Source organism: Flavobacterium sp. 316, assembly GCF_000967805.1.
GTDB classification, from domain to species: domain Bacteria; phylum Bacteroidota; class Bacteroidia; order Flavobacteriales; family Flavobacteriaceae; genus Flavobacterium; species Flavobacterium sediminilitoris.
Map to the genome: position 1 here is coordinate 548114 of NZ_JYGZ01000002.1, position 14425 is coordinate 562538.

Here is a 14425-nt window from a genome sequence, read left to right on the forward strand (position 1 = left end):
AGCTGTTCCTCCAGATGCAGATGCAGTTGCAGCACCATCAGTTTCTCCATTACAAGAAGCATTGTTATCTACACTTGCAGAAGCTATTAAAGTAGATGGTTCAGTAATTGTAAAACTTTGAGTAGTAGTACAACTGTTAGCATCTGTTACTGTTACTGTGTATGTTCCCGCAGTAAGACCTGTAGCTGTAGCAGCAGTTCCTCCTGAAGGTGCCCAAGAATATGTATATCCAGGAGTTCCACCCGTAACACTTACAGTTGCACTACCATTAGTACCACCATTACAAGAAACATTAGTTTGCGAGTTAGCAGAAGCAACTAAAGCAGTTGGTTGAGTTATTGTGAAACTTTGAGTAGTAGTACAACTGTTAGCGTCAGTTACTGTACAAGTCCAAGTACCCGCAGGTAAACCAGTTACAGAAGTTGTTCCGTCACCTGTAGGGTTACCAGGAGTCCAATTATAAGTATATCCACCTGCTCCACCAGTTGCAACGTTTACAGTTGCTGCACCGTTTGAACCACCATTACATGATACATTAGTTTGAGAAGAAGGCGTAAGTACTAAAGTAGTTGGCTCAGTTATAGTTACGGAAGTTGAAGCACTACAGTTATTAGCATCTGTAACCATTACATTGTATGTTCCAGCAGCTAAACCAGTTGCTGTAGCCGTAGTAATTCCAGAAGGAGACCATGAATAGTTAAAAGGACCAGTTCCTCCAGTAGGTGTTACAGTAGCAGCACCATTTGTTCCTCCATTACAAGCCACATTAGTTTGTGAAGATATAGATGCTGTAAGTGCAGGATTTACATTAATAGTTATTGTTGCACAAGTTCCAGATGTTACACAACCTCCTTCACCTCTGATATAATATGTTGTGCTAGAACCAGAAGGAGTAACAGCAAATGTAGAACTTGCAGTAGTTCCTAATAATGACCCTCCGCAAGAACCCGTATAAATAGCCCATTGCGTAGCATCATTTAAAGTTCCAGTAATATTTATAGTAGTAGATGCACCATTACAAACAGGATTTGCTGTTGCAGTAACCGTAGGTACAGTTGGATCTGTACATGATGGAGCTTCAAACAATCTAAAATTATCGACTGCGATTTCTTGAGAAGCTGAAGCATTTGCATGACAATTAAATCGGATATCTAAAGTTGAACCTGTATTAGGGATATTAGCAGATAATTCTGTAAAAGCATATGTTAATGCGGTACCATCACCTAAAAGATCTCCGTTAGTATCAACACTAAAAGTATTAGAAGAACTAGCATTGTCAGCATATATACCTATTATTTTATTCCAAGAACCACCATCAATTCTATATTCGATTACGATAAAGTCTTGCGCTGGAGGTCCTGGATTGATCCAATCAGTACCTTGAAAACTACCATTTATATTGTTACATGCAAAAAAGCCTTTAAAAGAAAGACCTGTTTTTCCAGCAATATTAATTCCTGACCAAGTTACTTGTTGATTTGCTGATATAGAATTTGATGAACAAGTAGGACCTCTATCAATATCTTCAGCTGCCCAAAATTTTGAACCTTCAAAATTGGAGTAAGTTCCAGACTGTAAGGCTATACCAGATAAATCAGTTCTCTTAAAATAAGCTGTTGCAGGAGGACCACCACAAGAAAATTCAGCTATTGAAGGTGTTCTAGTTCCAGAACTTGGAGCGCCAACATCTTCAAATGAGTCACTCCAAAACTGAGTTTGTGCATTTCCTTCTAAACAGAAAAAGGAAATGATGAATAAAAGTAAAGTAATTTTTTGTTTCATATTAGTCTTTTTATTGTTAATTTTTATACAAATATACTATTTAATTAAATGCTAAATTTATTAAATTCAATTTTGTATGTAATTGTTTTACAGTTTGTATGCCCTCTTGAGTTTGTATTATTGTAGCACTTATATGTAGATTATCTGAGGTAGCAATATGAATCTCATTTTCATCAATAATACTTACAATTGTACCAGGAAAGATATTGTGGTGTGGTTTATTAATTATTTTTGCATCTATTATTTTTGCTGGTTGTCCTAAAAAAGTAGTGTCAGCACCTCCATTCCAAGGATTACAAGCATGTATTAAAGCTACAATTTCATCTGCATCCATTTTTTTCCAATTAATATAAGTATCAGATAGAGTAGGTTTTTCATAGTAATAGGCCAGCTCTTCATCTTGAATAATACTAGGAATAGAATTAGCATATTGTAGCATATTAGCCATATTTAGGGTTACTTGGGCTATTCTATTACTTAATTTTACAGTTAAGCTACCATATGTTTCAGCTTCATTGATGTTAACGGGATCATTAAAGATAATATTTCCTTCATCAAAATTAGAATTCATAAAATGAGCACAAATGGCAGTTTGTTTTTCTTGATTTTTTAGGACATCAAAAATAGGCATCACACCTCTGTATTGTGGTAATGGTCCTGGGTGAAAATTGATAAATTTTTTAGTTCCGTATGCTAGTACATCATCAGGAATTAAGAATGGAAAAGAAATGGAAAAAATATAGTCTGGTTTAATCTCATTAATCCAATCTTTCATGTTTTTCATTTTTGATTTATTAGGAAAATGATTGAATTTTATTTGATTATTAGCACATTCATTTTCTAATGCATCAACAATGTTATCAGAGCCTTTTCCAATAGCTACAGCATATAGAAATTTTTCAAAAGCTAACAATTGTAAAGCTGGAAAAGCAAATCTACCACCACATAATAATACTATTTTTACATTATTTTCCATATTATATACAAGTATAACTATTATACCAAGCCGAGTTTATATTTTCTAATTCAAAAGAAGCTAGTTTTTCAAATTCTTCTTTATAATTAGGAATGCTTTTCTCTATTTCAATCTCACAAAAACCGTTTTTTTTAATAAGTTTAGCTTCAAATAAAGGACTTAAAGTTGTATTTGTTTTAACGTCAAACGAAATAGTACCTCTTGGACTATCAAATTCAAACTTTTTTAATTCAGTAGAAATTTCAACTAGGTTGTTTTTATGAATGTCTAATAAGTCAATTATTTTATCTACTATTGAAACACTTTCCCAACTTATTAATGAAAACATATTTGGTTTTCTTCCAGAAGTTTCTAAGGTTTCAATAAAGGTTTTATTCTCTTGATTATTTATTTTTTTTGACCAAGAAATAATTCCTTTCACATTATTACTAGGAAAAACAGCTTCTTCCAGCGTTGATTCTTCCATACCAAAAGGAGTTAAATAAATAGGAATATTATCATTTTTAAAATATTTTTCAATTTCTTTAAAATACCACTGTATAAAATCACCACTAAAAAGTGATAAAAGAGCGGTATTAGGATAAGTATTCAGATGAGATTGTAAAGGTTCCATACTGAAATCTTCTGTTTTATAACCTGTAGCATGATTAAAAACAATTTTTCCATTAAAATCTTCAAAACTTTTACTGATGCTATAGGTATGCAAATAACCACCATCATAATAACCTGTTATTAAAGCTCCTTCATTAAATCCATCATTTACAGCTTTTTGAGCAGTAAGTCTTGCACCTAATGCATTGTGTAAAGAATGGTAAAAAATATTCGGACAAGAAGGCCATTCATTTGGTAAATTAGCACCAGCATCCAATACTACAAGTATTTTGTTAGCCGCCAAGAATAATGGTCTTAATAATTCCGCTGTTCTATGGCCAATGTAGGCTACAACTATGCTAACATTTTCTTCTAATAACAATTTTTCAGCTGCTCGATAGCATTGTTGCTTATCAGCACCAAAACCAATATTCTCTGTTATGATTTTATACTCTTTATTTTTAAAGTTTTCTAAACCTGATTTTAGTCCTTGAAAAATATCAAAGCTAATGGTTTCATAATAAGTGGATCTTGGTAGAAGGAGTCCAATTTTTTGCATTTTGTTATTATATTTATAAAGAAAACATCATTATGATGTTTCCTTTATTTTTTAAATTTATATTTAAATTAATTCCTACTTGGAAAAATTCCTACAGTAGCAATAGAATAATTAATAGTCAGATAAGGATTCATAATGCTTAAAGGAATATTTGAACCTGTTGGATCTGTAGAACCAGTCACTTGAGTTCCTCCTGTAAATACTCCTGGGGAAGCTCCATTTCCGCTATAGATAGGATTGTTAGTCGTAGCAGGAAAATTTCCATCAGGTGAAATTTCATCAGCATTTCCCGAAGAAGCTTTTAACAGAACATGAACATTGTTCAATGTATGAATATGAGCGGGTAAATTTGTAGAGAGTAATGTTACTGTTGTGTTACCGCTTTTTTGTCCTATATTGTAATTTGGTAATCCTGGTCCTTGACCTTGTCCAATTGGCATTCTTCCTTGTAAATCGGGAAGTGCAAAAGTCGTTTGCCCATTACCTCCGTAGGTTGTTCCGATTAATGAGAATAATGCTGTGTTTTGAGCAATTGAAAGGATTTGACCCTGACAAGTCATGTATCCTCTTGGCGGAAAGTAAAAGCCAAAAATTTTGATTTCTCCTATGAAAGGTTCTGTTGACATGATTTTATATTTTTTAAAGGTTATTAATTTAATTAATTGCGACTTGGGAAGATCCCATAAATTGCAATGGAGTAATTAATCGTTAAGTAAGGATTCGTTATATTTATTGGAATATTTGATCCAGTTATATCTGTTGTCCCTGTGACTTGCGTTCCTCCAGTAAATACACCAGAAGTTGCACCATTACTACTATAAATAGGACTATTAGCTGTAGCAAGAAAATTTCCATCAGGTGAAATTTCATCAGCATTTCCCGAAGAAGCTTGTAACTTAACTTGCATTGAATTTAATGTATGCACGTGTTGAGGAATATTCGCTGTTAAAAGAGTTACATTGGTTGTACCCGCAAGTTGTCCCATATTATAATTAGGTAGTCCAGGACCTTGTCCTTGTCCTATTGGCATACGTCCTCTAAGATCAGGTAATGCAAAAGTAGTTTGTCCATTGCCACCATAAGTAGTCCCTAATAGTGAAAATAAAGCAGTATTTTGAGCGATTGACATTATTTGACCGCTACATAGCTGATAACTCACTGGAGCAAAATTGAATCCAAAAATCTTAATCTCTCCAATAAAAGGTTCTGTTGACATATTTTAAAAATTTAATGGTTAGTATTATTTTCTACTAAGTTAATTAAAAATAACTAAGTTAACACTTACTAAAATTATCTATTTTTTAATTATTTGCTAAATTATTACATATCCAATAAATCTATACCCGTAAAAATACCTGTTTTTTGGTTTAGATGCTTTATGAATGAATTTTAATATTAAATTTGTGATAATAATTTAACAAATTAAAATGTATTATTTATGAAAAATGATAACTCAATTCCATTGACAACAGCTCAAGGATGGGCTAAAACATGGGTGAATTCTCAACCTGCAGGAGCAGTTAAAGCTCATTTAATTCCTATGGAAGATTTTGTTGCTTTGAGCAAAGAAGAAGGAGTAGAAAATATTCGTGCCTACATAGGTATTGATGAAAATGGAGTAAATAAATTAATGCTTGTGGGTGTTAATGCAAAAGGTCTTGATATGGTTAATGAAGAAATAGGGGAGAGAGTTTATGATTTCACGGCTCCATGTCCTACAACGTGTGATCCTTCAAGTCCTTTATTTATAGTAAAAGAGAAAGAATAAAGGTTTTTAAAATTATTTATAGAAATGAAAAGTGTTGTTTAAAAATAAGTAAAATTATGACGGATTTTTTTTTATTTGTAGGATACTTTTTATTACTAATAAATTTTTTTTTATTCCTTAGAGGCTTTTCTAATCAAGGAAAGGCCTTTAAAATTTTTACAATTTATTTATTTGGTATTTTTGTTATACAAATAACAGCTTATGTATTTAAGATAGAAAGAATTAATAATCTCTTTATATCTCATTTCTATTTTATATTTCAACTCATAATCATAAGCCTATTCTATCATAATCTTTTGAAAGAAAAATATCAGCGAAAAATTATTCAAATAAGTTTTTTGCTTTGTATAGTTTCATTGCTTATCCTATATTTAGTAAATCCTTCATTGTTTTTTGAATTTAATTTATTTGAAGTTTTTATAACCTCTTTCTTATTGATTATTTATTCTACTTTTCATTTATATAATCAGCTCGATAGTAAAAGAGAATATTATTATATAAATTTAGGCATATTAATATATCTTTTTGGAAGTACAATATTGTTTTTAGTAGGGAACTTAATGTTAAGTTTTAAAACAGAATTGAATAAAATTACATGGAACCTAAATGCATGTTTATATATAGTTTACCAATTATTTATTTTATATGAATGGAAAATAAGTTTTTCTAAAAATAAAAAACAACAGAATGAATTCTGAATTAATACATCAAAATGATATAATAAATATCATAATTTACACTTTCACAGCTTTTTTATTAATGGCTTTGGTATTAATTTTATTTTTCTATTTCTCAAGAAAAAAAATTGTACAACAAGAAGTAGAAAAGAAAAATTTAGAAATAGCACATCAAAAAGAATTGTTGCATTCTATAATTATCACACAAGAAGAAGAAAGAAAAAGAATAGCGCAAGATTTACATGATGATATTAGTTCAAAACTTAATATAGTGTCAATTAATAGTCATTTATTAAAAACACCAGGTTTAACATTTGATGAGTCTTCTGAAATTTCTACAAATATTTTTAATCTGACTAAAAAAGCCTTGGATAATTCAAGACGAATAGCACATGATTTGTTGCCTCCTGTTTTAGAAAAATTTGGATTACATGCAGGAATAGAAGAATTATGTGTTGAGTATAATAGTAATAAACTAATAAATGCAAGCTTTACAAGTTTTACAGAATTAGATAAAATTAATTCAGATAAGCAATTAAACGTATTTAGAATCTTACAAGAATTAATGAATAATTCATTAAAACATGGAAAAGCTAAAAATATAACGATTATCTTTGAAAGTAATTCTAACCTGATTACATGTAAGTATAATGATGATGGTATTGGTTTTGACATGAATGATGTGAAAAATCAGAAAGGATTAGGAATGAAAAATATTGAAAGTAGAATAAGCTTTCTCAATGGAGAATTAAAAATAATTTCAAGTGAAAAAAAAGGAATGCAAGTAATATTTAGTTTTTAGGTTATGGAAAAAATAAAAATAATATTAGCAGATGATGAAATTTTATTTCGAAAAGGGATAGCATTTATGCTTCAAAGAGAGCAAAATATTCAAATTATATTTGAAGCCTCAAATGGAAGCGAATTAACCTCTTATTTGTCAGAAAGCAGTATTCATCCTGATATTATTTTGATGGATTTAAAAATGCCTTTATTAAATGGAGTAGAAGCAACAAAAATAATTCATGAAACATATCCAGATATAAAGATTATTGCATTAACAAGTTATAACACAAGATCATTTATTGCAAATATGATACATGTAGGAGCATCCTCTTATTTAGTGAAAAATGCAACACCTGCAGAAATGCTAGAAACGATAAATGAAGTTTTTAAAAAAGGATTTTATTATAGCGAGTGTGTATTAGAAGTTATAAATGACGGAATAGCTATAAAAGATTATAGAATTAAAAGTTATTTTGATGATGATTATTTAACATCTAGAGAAAAAGAAATTTTAGAATTAATATGTCAACAATATAGCACAAGCGAAATTGCAGAAAAATTATTTATTAGTCCAAGAACTGTTGATGGACATAGAAATAATTTATTATTAAAAACCGAATCAAAGAACATTGCTGGATTAGTAGTTTATGCGATTCAAAACAAAGTTATTCCAATAAAAAATATTTTGAAAAGGATATAATTTTTTTAGATATAGAATGTTAAAGATATAGCGCTTTAAACCTAATTTCATACCTTTGAATAAAAAGCTATTACTTTGAAAAAACATATATACATACTTCTTTTATTGTTTTCTTTTTCTAGTTATGCTTCCTTTATCTTATTACCAATGGAAGCAGAAGGACAACAAAATCATTTGAAAGCTTATGGAATAACCTATTGGGCGTTAGAAAAAAACTATAAAGTAAGTTGGTTATTAAATTACAGAGGTGGTTCTTTTCTTCTACCAGATGATAATGCCATTAGAAGAGAATGCCAAATTAGAGGAGTTACATTTGAAGTTTTGTCAGACGGAAATGCTAATACTATTTTAGAAGAAATAAGTAGTCCTTCACAAAATATGGAAACTGTAGTTTTGGAAAAAGCACCCAAAATTGCTGTTTATACACCTAAAGGAAAACAACCTTGGGATGATGCCGTTACTATGGTATTGACCTATGCAGAAATTCCATACACAGAGATTTATGATGAAGAAGTATTATCCGATCAATTACTTTTATACGATTGGTTGCATTTACATCATGAAGATTTTACAGGTCAATATGGGAAATTCTTTGGAAGTTATAGAAATGCACCTTGGTACATAGAACAAAAAAAAGAAGCCGAAAATTTAGCTAAAAAATTAGGATACAATAAAGTCTCAGAAGAAAAAAGAGCAGTTACCTTAAAAATTAGAGATTATGTAATTGGAGGTGGATTTATGTTCGCGATGTGTTCTGCTACTGATAGTTTTGATATTGCATTAGCAGCAGATGGAGTAGATATATGCGAACCTATGTTTGATGGAGACCCAAGTGAAGCAAATTATCAAACAAAAATAGATTATAATAACTCTTTAGCTTTTAAAGATTTTATCCTTGAACGAAAACCAGATAAATACGAGTTTTCAGATATTGATACTACAGACGATAGAGTTAACAAAAAAGTACCTTTCGAACAAGACTATTTTACATTGATGGATTTTTCTGCGAAATGGGATCCAATTCCTACCATGTTATGTCAAAATCACACACAGTTAGTAAAAGGGTTTATGGGACAAACAACAGCTTTCGAAGGAGATAGAATAAAAAGTAATGTACTAAGGTTAGGAGAAAATAAAATAAACGGAGAAGCAAGATATATTCATGGAACAAAAGGAAAAGGAATGTTTACATTTTATGGCGGACATGATCCTGAAGACTATCAGCATTTTGTAGGCGATTCTCCAACAGTTCTAGATTTACACCCAAATTCTCCAGGATATCGATTAATTTTAAATAATGTTTTGTTCCCTGCGGCTAGAAAGAAAAAGCAGAAAACATAATACGAAGTATTTTCTTTTTTTTAAATAATGACTTAATAAATGATAGAGAAAAATTGATTTATTATAATAAATTAGAAGAAGCCATTATTCATAAAAAATAAATTAAAGATCTTCATTGAGCTAAATATTACAATTGGAAAGTAGCATTTTTTACAGAATATTTTCACATTTAAACGTTACTCTTTTGTCTGCAAATAAATCTCTAAGCCTAGCAAAGCTTATAATGATAAAGACGATATATTTTATTCTCTTTGGAATTTACAACTAAGTATAACGAACTAAAAAACAAAATAGTAAATAAGATTTTATATAATTATTAGTTTATTATTTTTCACTATTTTAATTACGGTATTAGAGGGCTATTTTTTGGAGCAATCTAAACAATCCAATAAAAAAAATAACATTTTTTGGAACAAAATAAATCTTTACTAAGTGAAGTCAATCATTGTATTAATAACAATCTTCAATTAGTTATTATCCTAATTTCAAATCAACTGAATAAACTTACTGTAAATAAAATAAAGAAGTAAACAAATTTCAAAAGAAATGTTTGCTTTATATAAAAAAGACCAGTACTGCTACTAGTCTTTTCTGTTTGTATATAAGTTCTACTAAAAGAGCTTTTCTTATTATTAGTCCCAATTTATAACGGCCCAATTTTCTTGTTGTTGAGTTGTTAAAAAACTCCAAGCTATAAAACGACTAATTTTGTTCCCTTGCTCCATATCAATAGTCTTAACTTCAACTGCACCTACTTTTTTTAAATGATTATAGAAAGGTTTTAGATTCTCTTTTTTAGAAACCAATGAAGTAAACCACATACATTGTTTTTTGAAATGGGCACTTTCATAAATCAAATTAGTAATAAAAGTAAGTTCACCACCTTCTGTCCACAATTCGTTATTTTGACCACTAAAATTTAAAATAGGTTTCCCTTCATTAGCTTTGCCAAGATTACGTAATTTTCTCTGAGAACCTTTTGTAGCTTCTTCTCTTGAACTATGGAAAGGAGGATTACAAATAGTAAAATCAAAGCGTTCATTCTCTAAAATACAATTTTTAAGAATATTTCGTTTATTTTGTTGAATTCGAATACTAACATCTTTATTCAGTTGCTCATTATTTTCAATAATTTTAGCACAAGCTTTTAAAGAAGGTACATCAGTTTCCGTTCCAATAAATTTCCACTGGTATTCTTTATTACCAATAATGGGGTAAATACAATTTGCTCCAATTCCAATATCTAATCCTTTAATATGATTCCCTTTTGGAATTTTATTATTGTTTGAGGTAGCTAATAAATCAGCTATATAATGAACATAATCAGCTCTACCAGGAATAGGAGGACAAAGATTTGTTTTTGGAATATCCCAGAATGTTACATCATAAAAATGAAGCAACAATGTTTTATTCAGTGCTTTTACAGCTTCAGGGTTTGCAAAATCGATAGTCTCATTACCATATTTATTGGTGAAGACATGATTTTTCAATTTAGGATTAGTTTCGATTAATGATGCAAAATCATATCCGTTTATATGCTTATTTCTAGGATGTAGATTTTTTTTAATTGGAATGTTATTTTCTTTTTTCAAAATGATGATTTAATTTTTCAAAATTACGCATTTATAAATTGAAAATGATAAAAATAAAAATCCCAACCAAAAAATGGTTGGGATTTAATATATAAGTAAGATAAACTGTGGTTAGACGTTTATTTAATTTTATTAACGATAGCTGAAAAAGCTTCTGGGTGATTCATTGCTAAATCAGCAAGTACCTTACGGTTTAACTCAATGTTGTTAGCTTTTATTTTACCCATAAATTGAGAATAACTCATTCCATGTAATCTTGCACCAGCGTTAATACGCATAATCCATAAAGCACGGAAATTTCTCTTTTTTTGCTTTCTATCACGGTATGCATAAGTCATCGCTTTTTCTACCGCGTTTTTCGCTACTGTCCAAACGTTTTTACGTCTTCCAAAGAATCCTTTGGCTTGTTTTAATATTCTTTTTCTTCTAGCTCTTGAAGCTACTCTGTTTTTTGCTCTTGGCATAACTTTAAATGTTTTTTGTAGTAAGGCGACTTTTCAGTTCTTCTATTATTTTGAGTTTTAATTTCAAAAAAAGCCCACTCCAGGGTTATTAATTAATTTTAACCAAACAATAAATTAAATTAAATTTAATTGTTGTTTAATGCTTTTCTCATCTGTTTTGTGAACCAAAGTAGAGTGAGTTAAAGCTAATTTACGCTTTTTAGATTTTTTTGTCAAAATGTGACTCTTAAAAGCGTGCTTTCTTTTGATTTTTCCAGAACCAGTAACTTTAAATCGTTTCTTAGCGCTAGACTTCGTTTTCATTTTAGGCATTTTCTTCCTGTATTTAATTTATTCTTACTTATATTATTTGTAAAAAAGAGCTACAAAGCAAAACACTTTATTTATTTTACCTTTTTCTTAGAAGCAAGGTACATTATCATACGCTTCCCTTCTAATACAGGTAACTGTTCTACTTTTCCGTATTCTTCTAATTCTTGTGCTAATCGCAACAAAAGAATTTGTCCTTGTTCCTTATATATAATGGAACGACCTTTAAAGAATACAAACGCTTTTAGTTTTGCTCCATCTTGAAGAAACTTAATAGCATTTTTCTTTTTGAATTCATAATCATGCTCATCGGTTTGAGGTCCAAAACGAATCTCTTTTATAACCACTTGAGATGATTTTGCTTTTAGCATTTTCTCTCGTTTCTTTTGTTCATAAAGAAACTTACCATAATCCATCAATTTACAAACAGGTGGTTCTGCATTTGGAGATATTTCTACCAAGTCTACTTCTTGCTCTTCTGCAAAACGTAGTGCTTCACCTATTTTGTAAATACCTGGTTCAATGTTTTCACCTACTAAACGTACTTCAGGAACACGAATTAAATTGTTAATCCTGTGTGCTGCTTTTTTTTCTTCGCGAGGCTTATAACCTCTGTTGTTTCTAATTGCTATGGCTTTAAAAATTTAAGTTAAACTTAGAATTGTTTTAATGTTTTATTTATTTCTTCTTGTATTAATGCTGCAAAAGCATCAATTGACATTGTTTGGTTTGATTTTCCATCATCACCATGTTTTCTTACAGAAATTGTCCCGTTTTTCTCTTCTTCCTCACCTATAATAAGCATGAAAGGATATTTCTGAGTTTCCGCTTCACGAATTTTTTTACCAATAGTTTCGTTTCTATTATCTATTTGGGCGCGAATTTCGTGATTTTCTAGCAAAGAAAAAACTTTTTGAGCATAATTTTCATATTTCTCACTCAAAGACAAGATAATAGCTTGTTCTGGCATTAACCAAATCGGGAAATTTCCAGCTGTATGTTCTAGTAAAATGGCAATAAAACGTTCCATACTTCCAAAAGGAGCTCTGTGAATCATAACTGGACGATGTAATTCGTTATCGCTACCCTTATATGTAAGGTCAAAACGCTCAGGTAAATTGTAATCTACTTGAATTGTTCCAAGTTGCCAACTTCGTCCTAACGCGTCTTTTACCATGAAATCAAGTTTTGGTCCATAGAAAGCAGCTTCTCCTGATTCAATTACATAATTTAGCCCTTTGTCTTTTGCAGCACTTATAATTGCATTTTCTGCTTTTTCCCAATTTTCAACATTACCTATATATTTATCAGGATTGTCTAAATCTCTAACTGATACTTGAGCTGTGAAATTTTCAAACCCTAATGAACCAAATACATATAATACTAAATCAATAACATTTTTAAATTCAGCATCTAATTGATCGGGAGTACAAAAAATATGTGCATCATCTTGAGTAAATCCTCTTACACGTGTTAAACCATGTAATTCTCCACTTTGTTCATATCTATATACAGTTCCAAATTCGGCATAACGTTTAGGTAAATCTTTATATGACCAGGGTCTTGCATTATAAATTTCACAATGATGTGGGCAATTCATAGGTTTTAATAAAAATTCTTCTCCTTCTGCTGGAGTATGTATAGGTTGAAAACTATCAGCACCATATTTTGCATAGTGCCCTGAAGTTACATATAATTCTTTTTGACCAATATGAGGTGTTACAACTTGTTCATAACCTGCTTTTTTTTGTGCTTTTTTCAAAAATTGCTCTAAACGATCACGTAATGCAGCACCTTTTGGTAACCATAACGGTAATCCTTGACCTACTCGTTGAGAGAAATGGAATAACTCCAATTCTTTTCCTAATTTTCTATGATCACGCTTTTTCGCTTCTTCTAATAATTGAAGGTATTCAGTTAGTTCTTTTTGTTTTGGAAATGAAATACCATATACACGAGTCAACTGTTTGTTTTTTTCGTTTCCTCTCCAGTAAGCACCTGCTACAGAAAGAATTTTCATAGCTTTAATTATTCCAGTATTTGGAATGTGTCCACCACGACATAAATCTGTAAAAGAAGAGTGATCGCAAAATGTAATTGTACCATCTTCTAAATTTTGAATTAACTCTGTTTTAAATTCATTGTCCTTATATAGAGCTAAAGCTTGTGCTTTTGTAACTGAACGCATTTTGAATTCATGCTTTCCTCTTGAAATTTCTAAAACACGATCTTCAATTTTTTTAAAATCAGTATCTGTTATTTTTTTATCTCCAAAATCTACGTCATAGTAAAACCCATTATCTATCGCAGGGCCAATAGTTAATTTTGCACCAGGATAGATCTCTTCTATCGCTTGAGCCATTACATGGGAAGTTGAATGCCAAAATGCTTTTTTACCTTCTGGATTATTCCAAGTATATAATATAAGAGAACCATCGGTGGTTAATGGGGTAGTGGTTTCAATTGTTGTACCATTAAAGGAAGCTGAAATCACATTTCTAGCTAAACCTTCACTAATGCTTAATGCCACATCCATTGGAGTTGTATCTTGTGCAAACTCCTTAACCGAACCGTCAGGTAAAGTAATTTTTATCATCTCTTAATTTTTATTGAGTTGCAAATATAATACAATAGAGAAATACATACAATATATATAGGTATAGATATTTCAAATAATTGAATAGCTTTTATTTTCTTTATATATATAGGAGATTAAGTTTGAGAATAATTTGTTTGTGTGTGTATGGTATTTGTGTGTGTTAGTATATTTTTAGAGGTTTGGTTTTTGTGTTTAGGGTTGATTATTTTATAAAGTTATGTAAAGGTTAAAAAAAGATTATTTGTAAGTAATTGATTTTTAGGGATGATTAAAAAAGATTT

General features: G+C 30.2%; 14 protein-coding genes. 4 read left to right on the top strand and 10 right to left on the bottom strand.

Going from position 1 to position 14425, the window contains the following annotated elements:
- From SY27_RS18150 to SY27_RS06210, 5 genes are all read right to left on the bottom strand, one after another.
- A partial coding sequence (locus SY27_RS18150; RefSeq protein ID WP_200894134.1) for a SprB repeat-containing protein occupies nucleotides 1–1782 on the bottom strand: 1782 nt, incomplete at its 3' end.
- Between the two features lie 40 nt (nucleotides 1783–1822).
- A complete protein-coding gene (locus tag SY27_RS06195; protein ID WP_045968210.1) occupies nucleotides 1823–2758 on the bottom strand; it encodes a methionyl-tRNA formyltransferase in 936 nt (311 codons plus the stop codon).
- Between the two features lies 1 nt (nucleotide 2759).
- Nucleotides 2760–3908, bottom strand: a complete 1149-nt coding sequence (locus SY27_RS06200; RefSeq protein ID WP_045968212.1) for an ABC transporter substrate-binding protein — start codon at nucleotides 3906–3908, stop codon at nucleotides 2760–2762.
- Nucleotides 3909–3976: 68 nt separating this feature from the next.
- Entirely contained in the window at nucleotides 3977–4534 is a 558-nt protein-coding gene (locus SY27_RS06205) for a phage tail protein (protein WP_045968214.1), read from the bottom strand.
- 32 nt (nucleotides 4535–4566) lie between these two features.
- Entirely contained in the window at nucleotides 4567–5124 is a 558-nt protein-coding gene (locus SY27_RS06210) for a phage tail protein (RefSeq protein ID WP_045968216.1), read from the bottom strand.
- A 222-nt stretch (nucleotides 5125–5346) separates the two neighbouring features.
- On the opposite strand from SY27_RS06210, the gene SY27_RS06215 reads away from it, so the two are divergent.
- The 4 genes from SY27_RS06215 (at nucleotide 5347) to SY27_RS06235 (ending at nucleotide 9180) form a co-directional block, all read left to right on the top strand.
- Nucleotides 5347–5676, top strand: a complete 330-nt coding sequence (locus SY27_RS06215; protein WP_045968218.1) for a hypothetical protein — start codon at nucleotides 5347–5349, stop codon at nucleotides 5674–5676.
- A 687-nt stretch (nucleotides 5677–6363) separates the two neighbouring features.
- Nucleotides 6364–7155, top strand: coding sequence for a sensor histidine kinase (locus tag SY27_RS06225; protein WP_045968220.1), 792 nt, complete (start codon nucleotides 6364–6366; stop codon nucleotides 7153–7155).
- A gap of 3 nt (nucleotides 7156–7158) precedes the next feature.
- Nucleotides 7159–7839: a response regulator transcription factor gene (locus SY27_RS06230; protein ID WP_045968222.1), complete on the top strand. Its 681-nt coding sequence runs from the start codon at nucleotides 7159–7161 to the stop codon at nucleotides 7837–7839.
- Nucleotides 7840–7986: 147 nt separating this feature from the next.
- Entirely contained in the window at nucleotides 7987–9180 is a 1194-nt protein-coding gene (locus SY27_RS06235; RefSeq protein WP_369793054.1) for an asparagine synthetase B, read from the top strand.
- A 632-nt stretch (nucleotides 9181–9812) separates the two neighbouring features.
- On the opposite strand, the gene rlmF is transcribed toward SY27_RS06235, so the two are convergent.
- The 5 genes from rlmF to thrS form a co-directional block, all read right to left on the bottom strand.
- Nucleotides 9813–10772, bottom strand: coding sequence for a 23S rRNA (adenine(1618)-N(6))-methyltransferase RlmF (gene rlmF / locus SY27_RS06240; RefSeq protein ID WP_045968226.1), 960 nt, complete (start codon nucleotides 10770–10772; stop codon nucleotides 9813–9815).
- A gap of 119 nt (nucleotides 10773–10891) precedes the next feature.
- Nucleotides 10892–11236 carry a 50S ribosomal protein L20 gene (gene rplT / locus SY27_RS06245; RefSeq protein ID WP_045968228.1) on the bottom strand — a complete coding sequence of 115 codons (345 nt, stop codon included), beginning with the start codon at nucleotides 11234–11236 and terminating at the stop codon, nucleotides 10892–10894.
- A gap of 114 nt (nucleotides 11237–11350) precedes the next feature.
- Nucleotides 11351–11548: a 50S ribosomal protein L35 gene (rpmI, locus tag SY27_RS06250; RefSeq protein WP_045968229.1), complete on the bottom strand. Its 198-nt coding sequence runs from the start codon at nucleotides 11546–11548 to the stop codon at nucleotides 11351–11353.
- A gap of 71 nt (nucleotides 11549–11619) precedes the next feature.
- Complete coding sequence (gene infC / locus SY27_RS06255; RefSeq protein ID WP_200894138.1) at nucleotides 11620–12171, bottom strand: translation initiation factor IF-3; 552 nt, start codon at nucleotides 12169–12171, stop codon at nucleotides 11620–11622.
- Between the two features lie 29 nt (nucleotides 12172–12200).
- Complete coding sequence (gene thrS, locus SY27_RS06260; protein ID WP_045968234.1) at nucleotides 12201–14141, bottom strand: threonine--tRNA ligase; 1941 nt, start codon at nucleotides 14139–14141, stop codon at nucleotides 12201–12203.
- Between the last annotated feature and the right edge of the window lie 284 nt (nucleotides 14142–14425).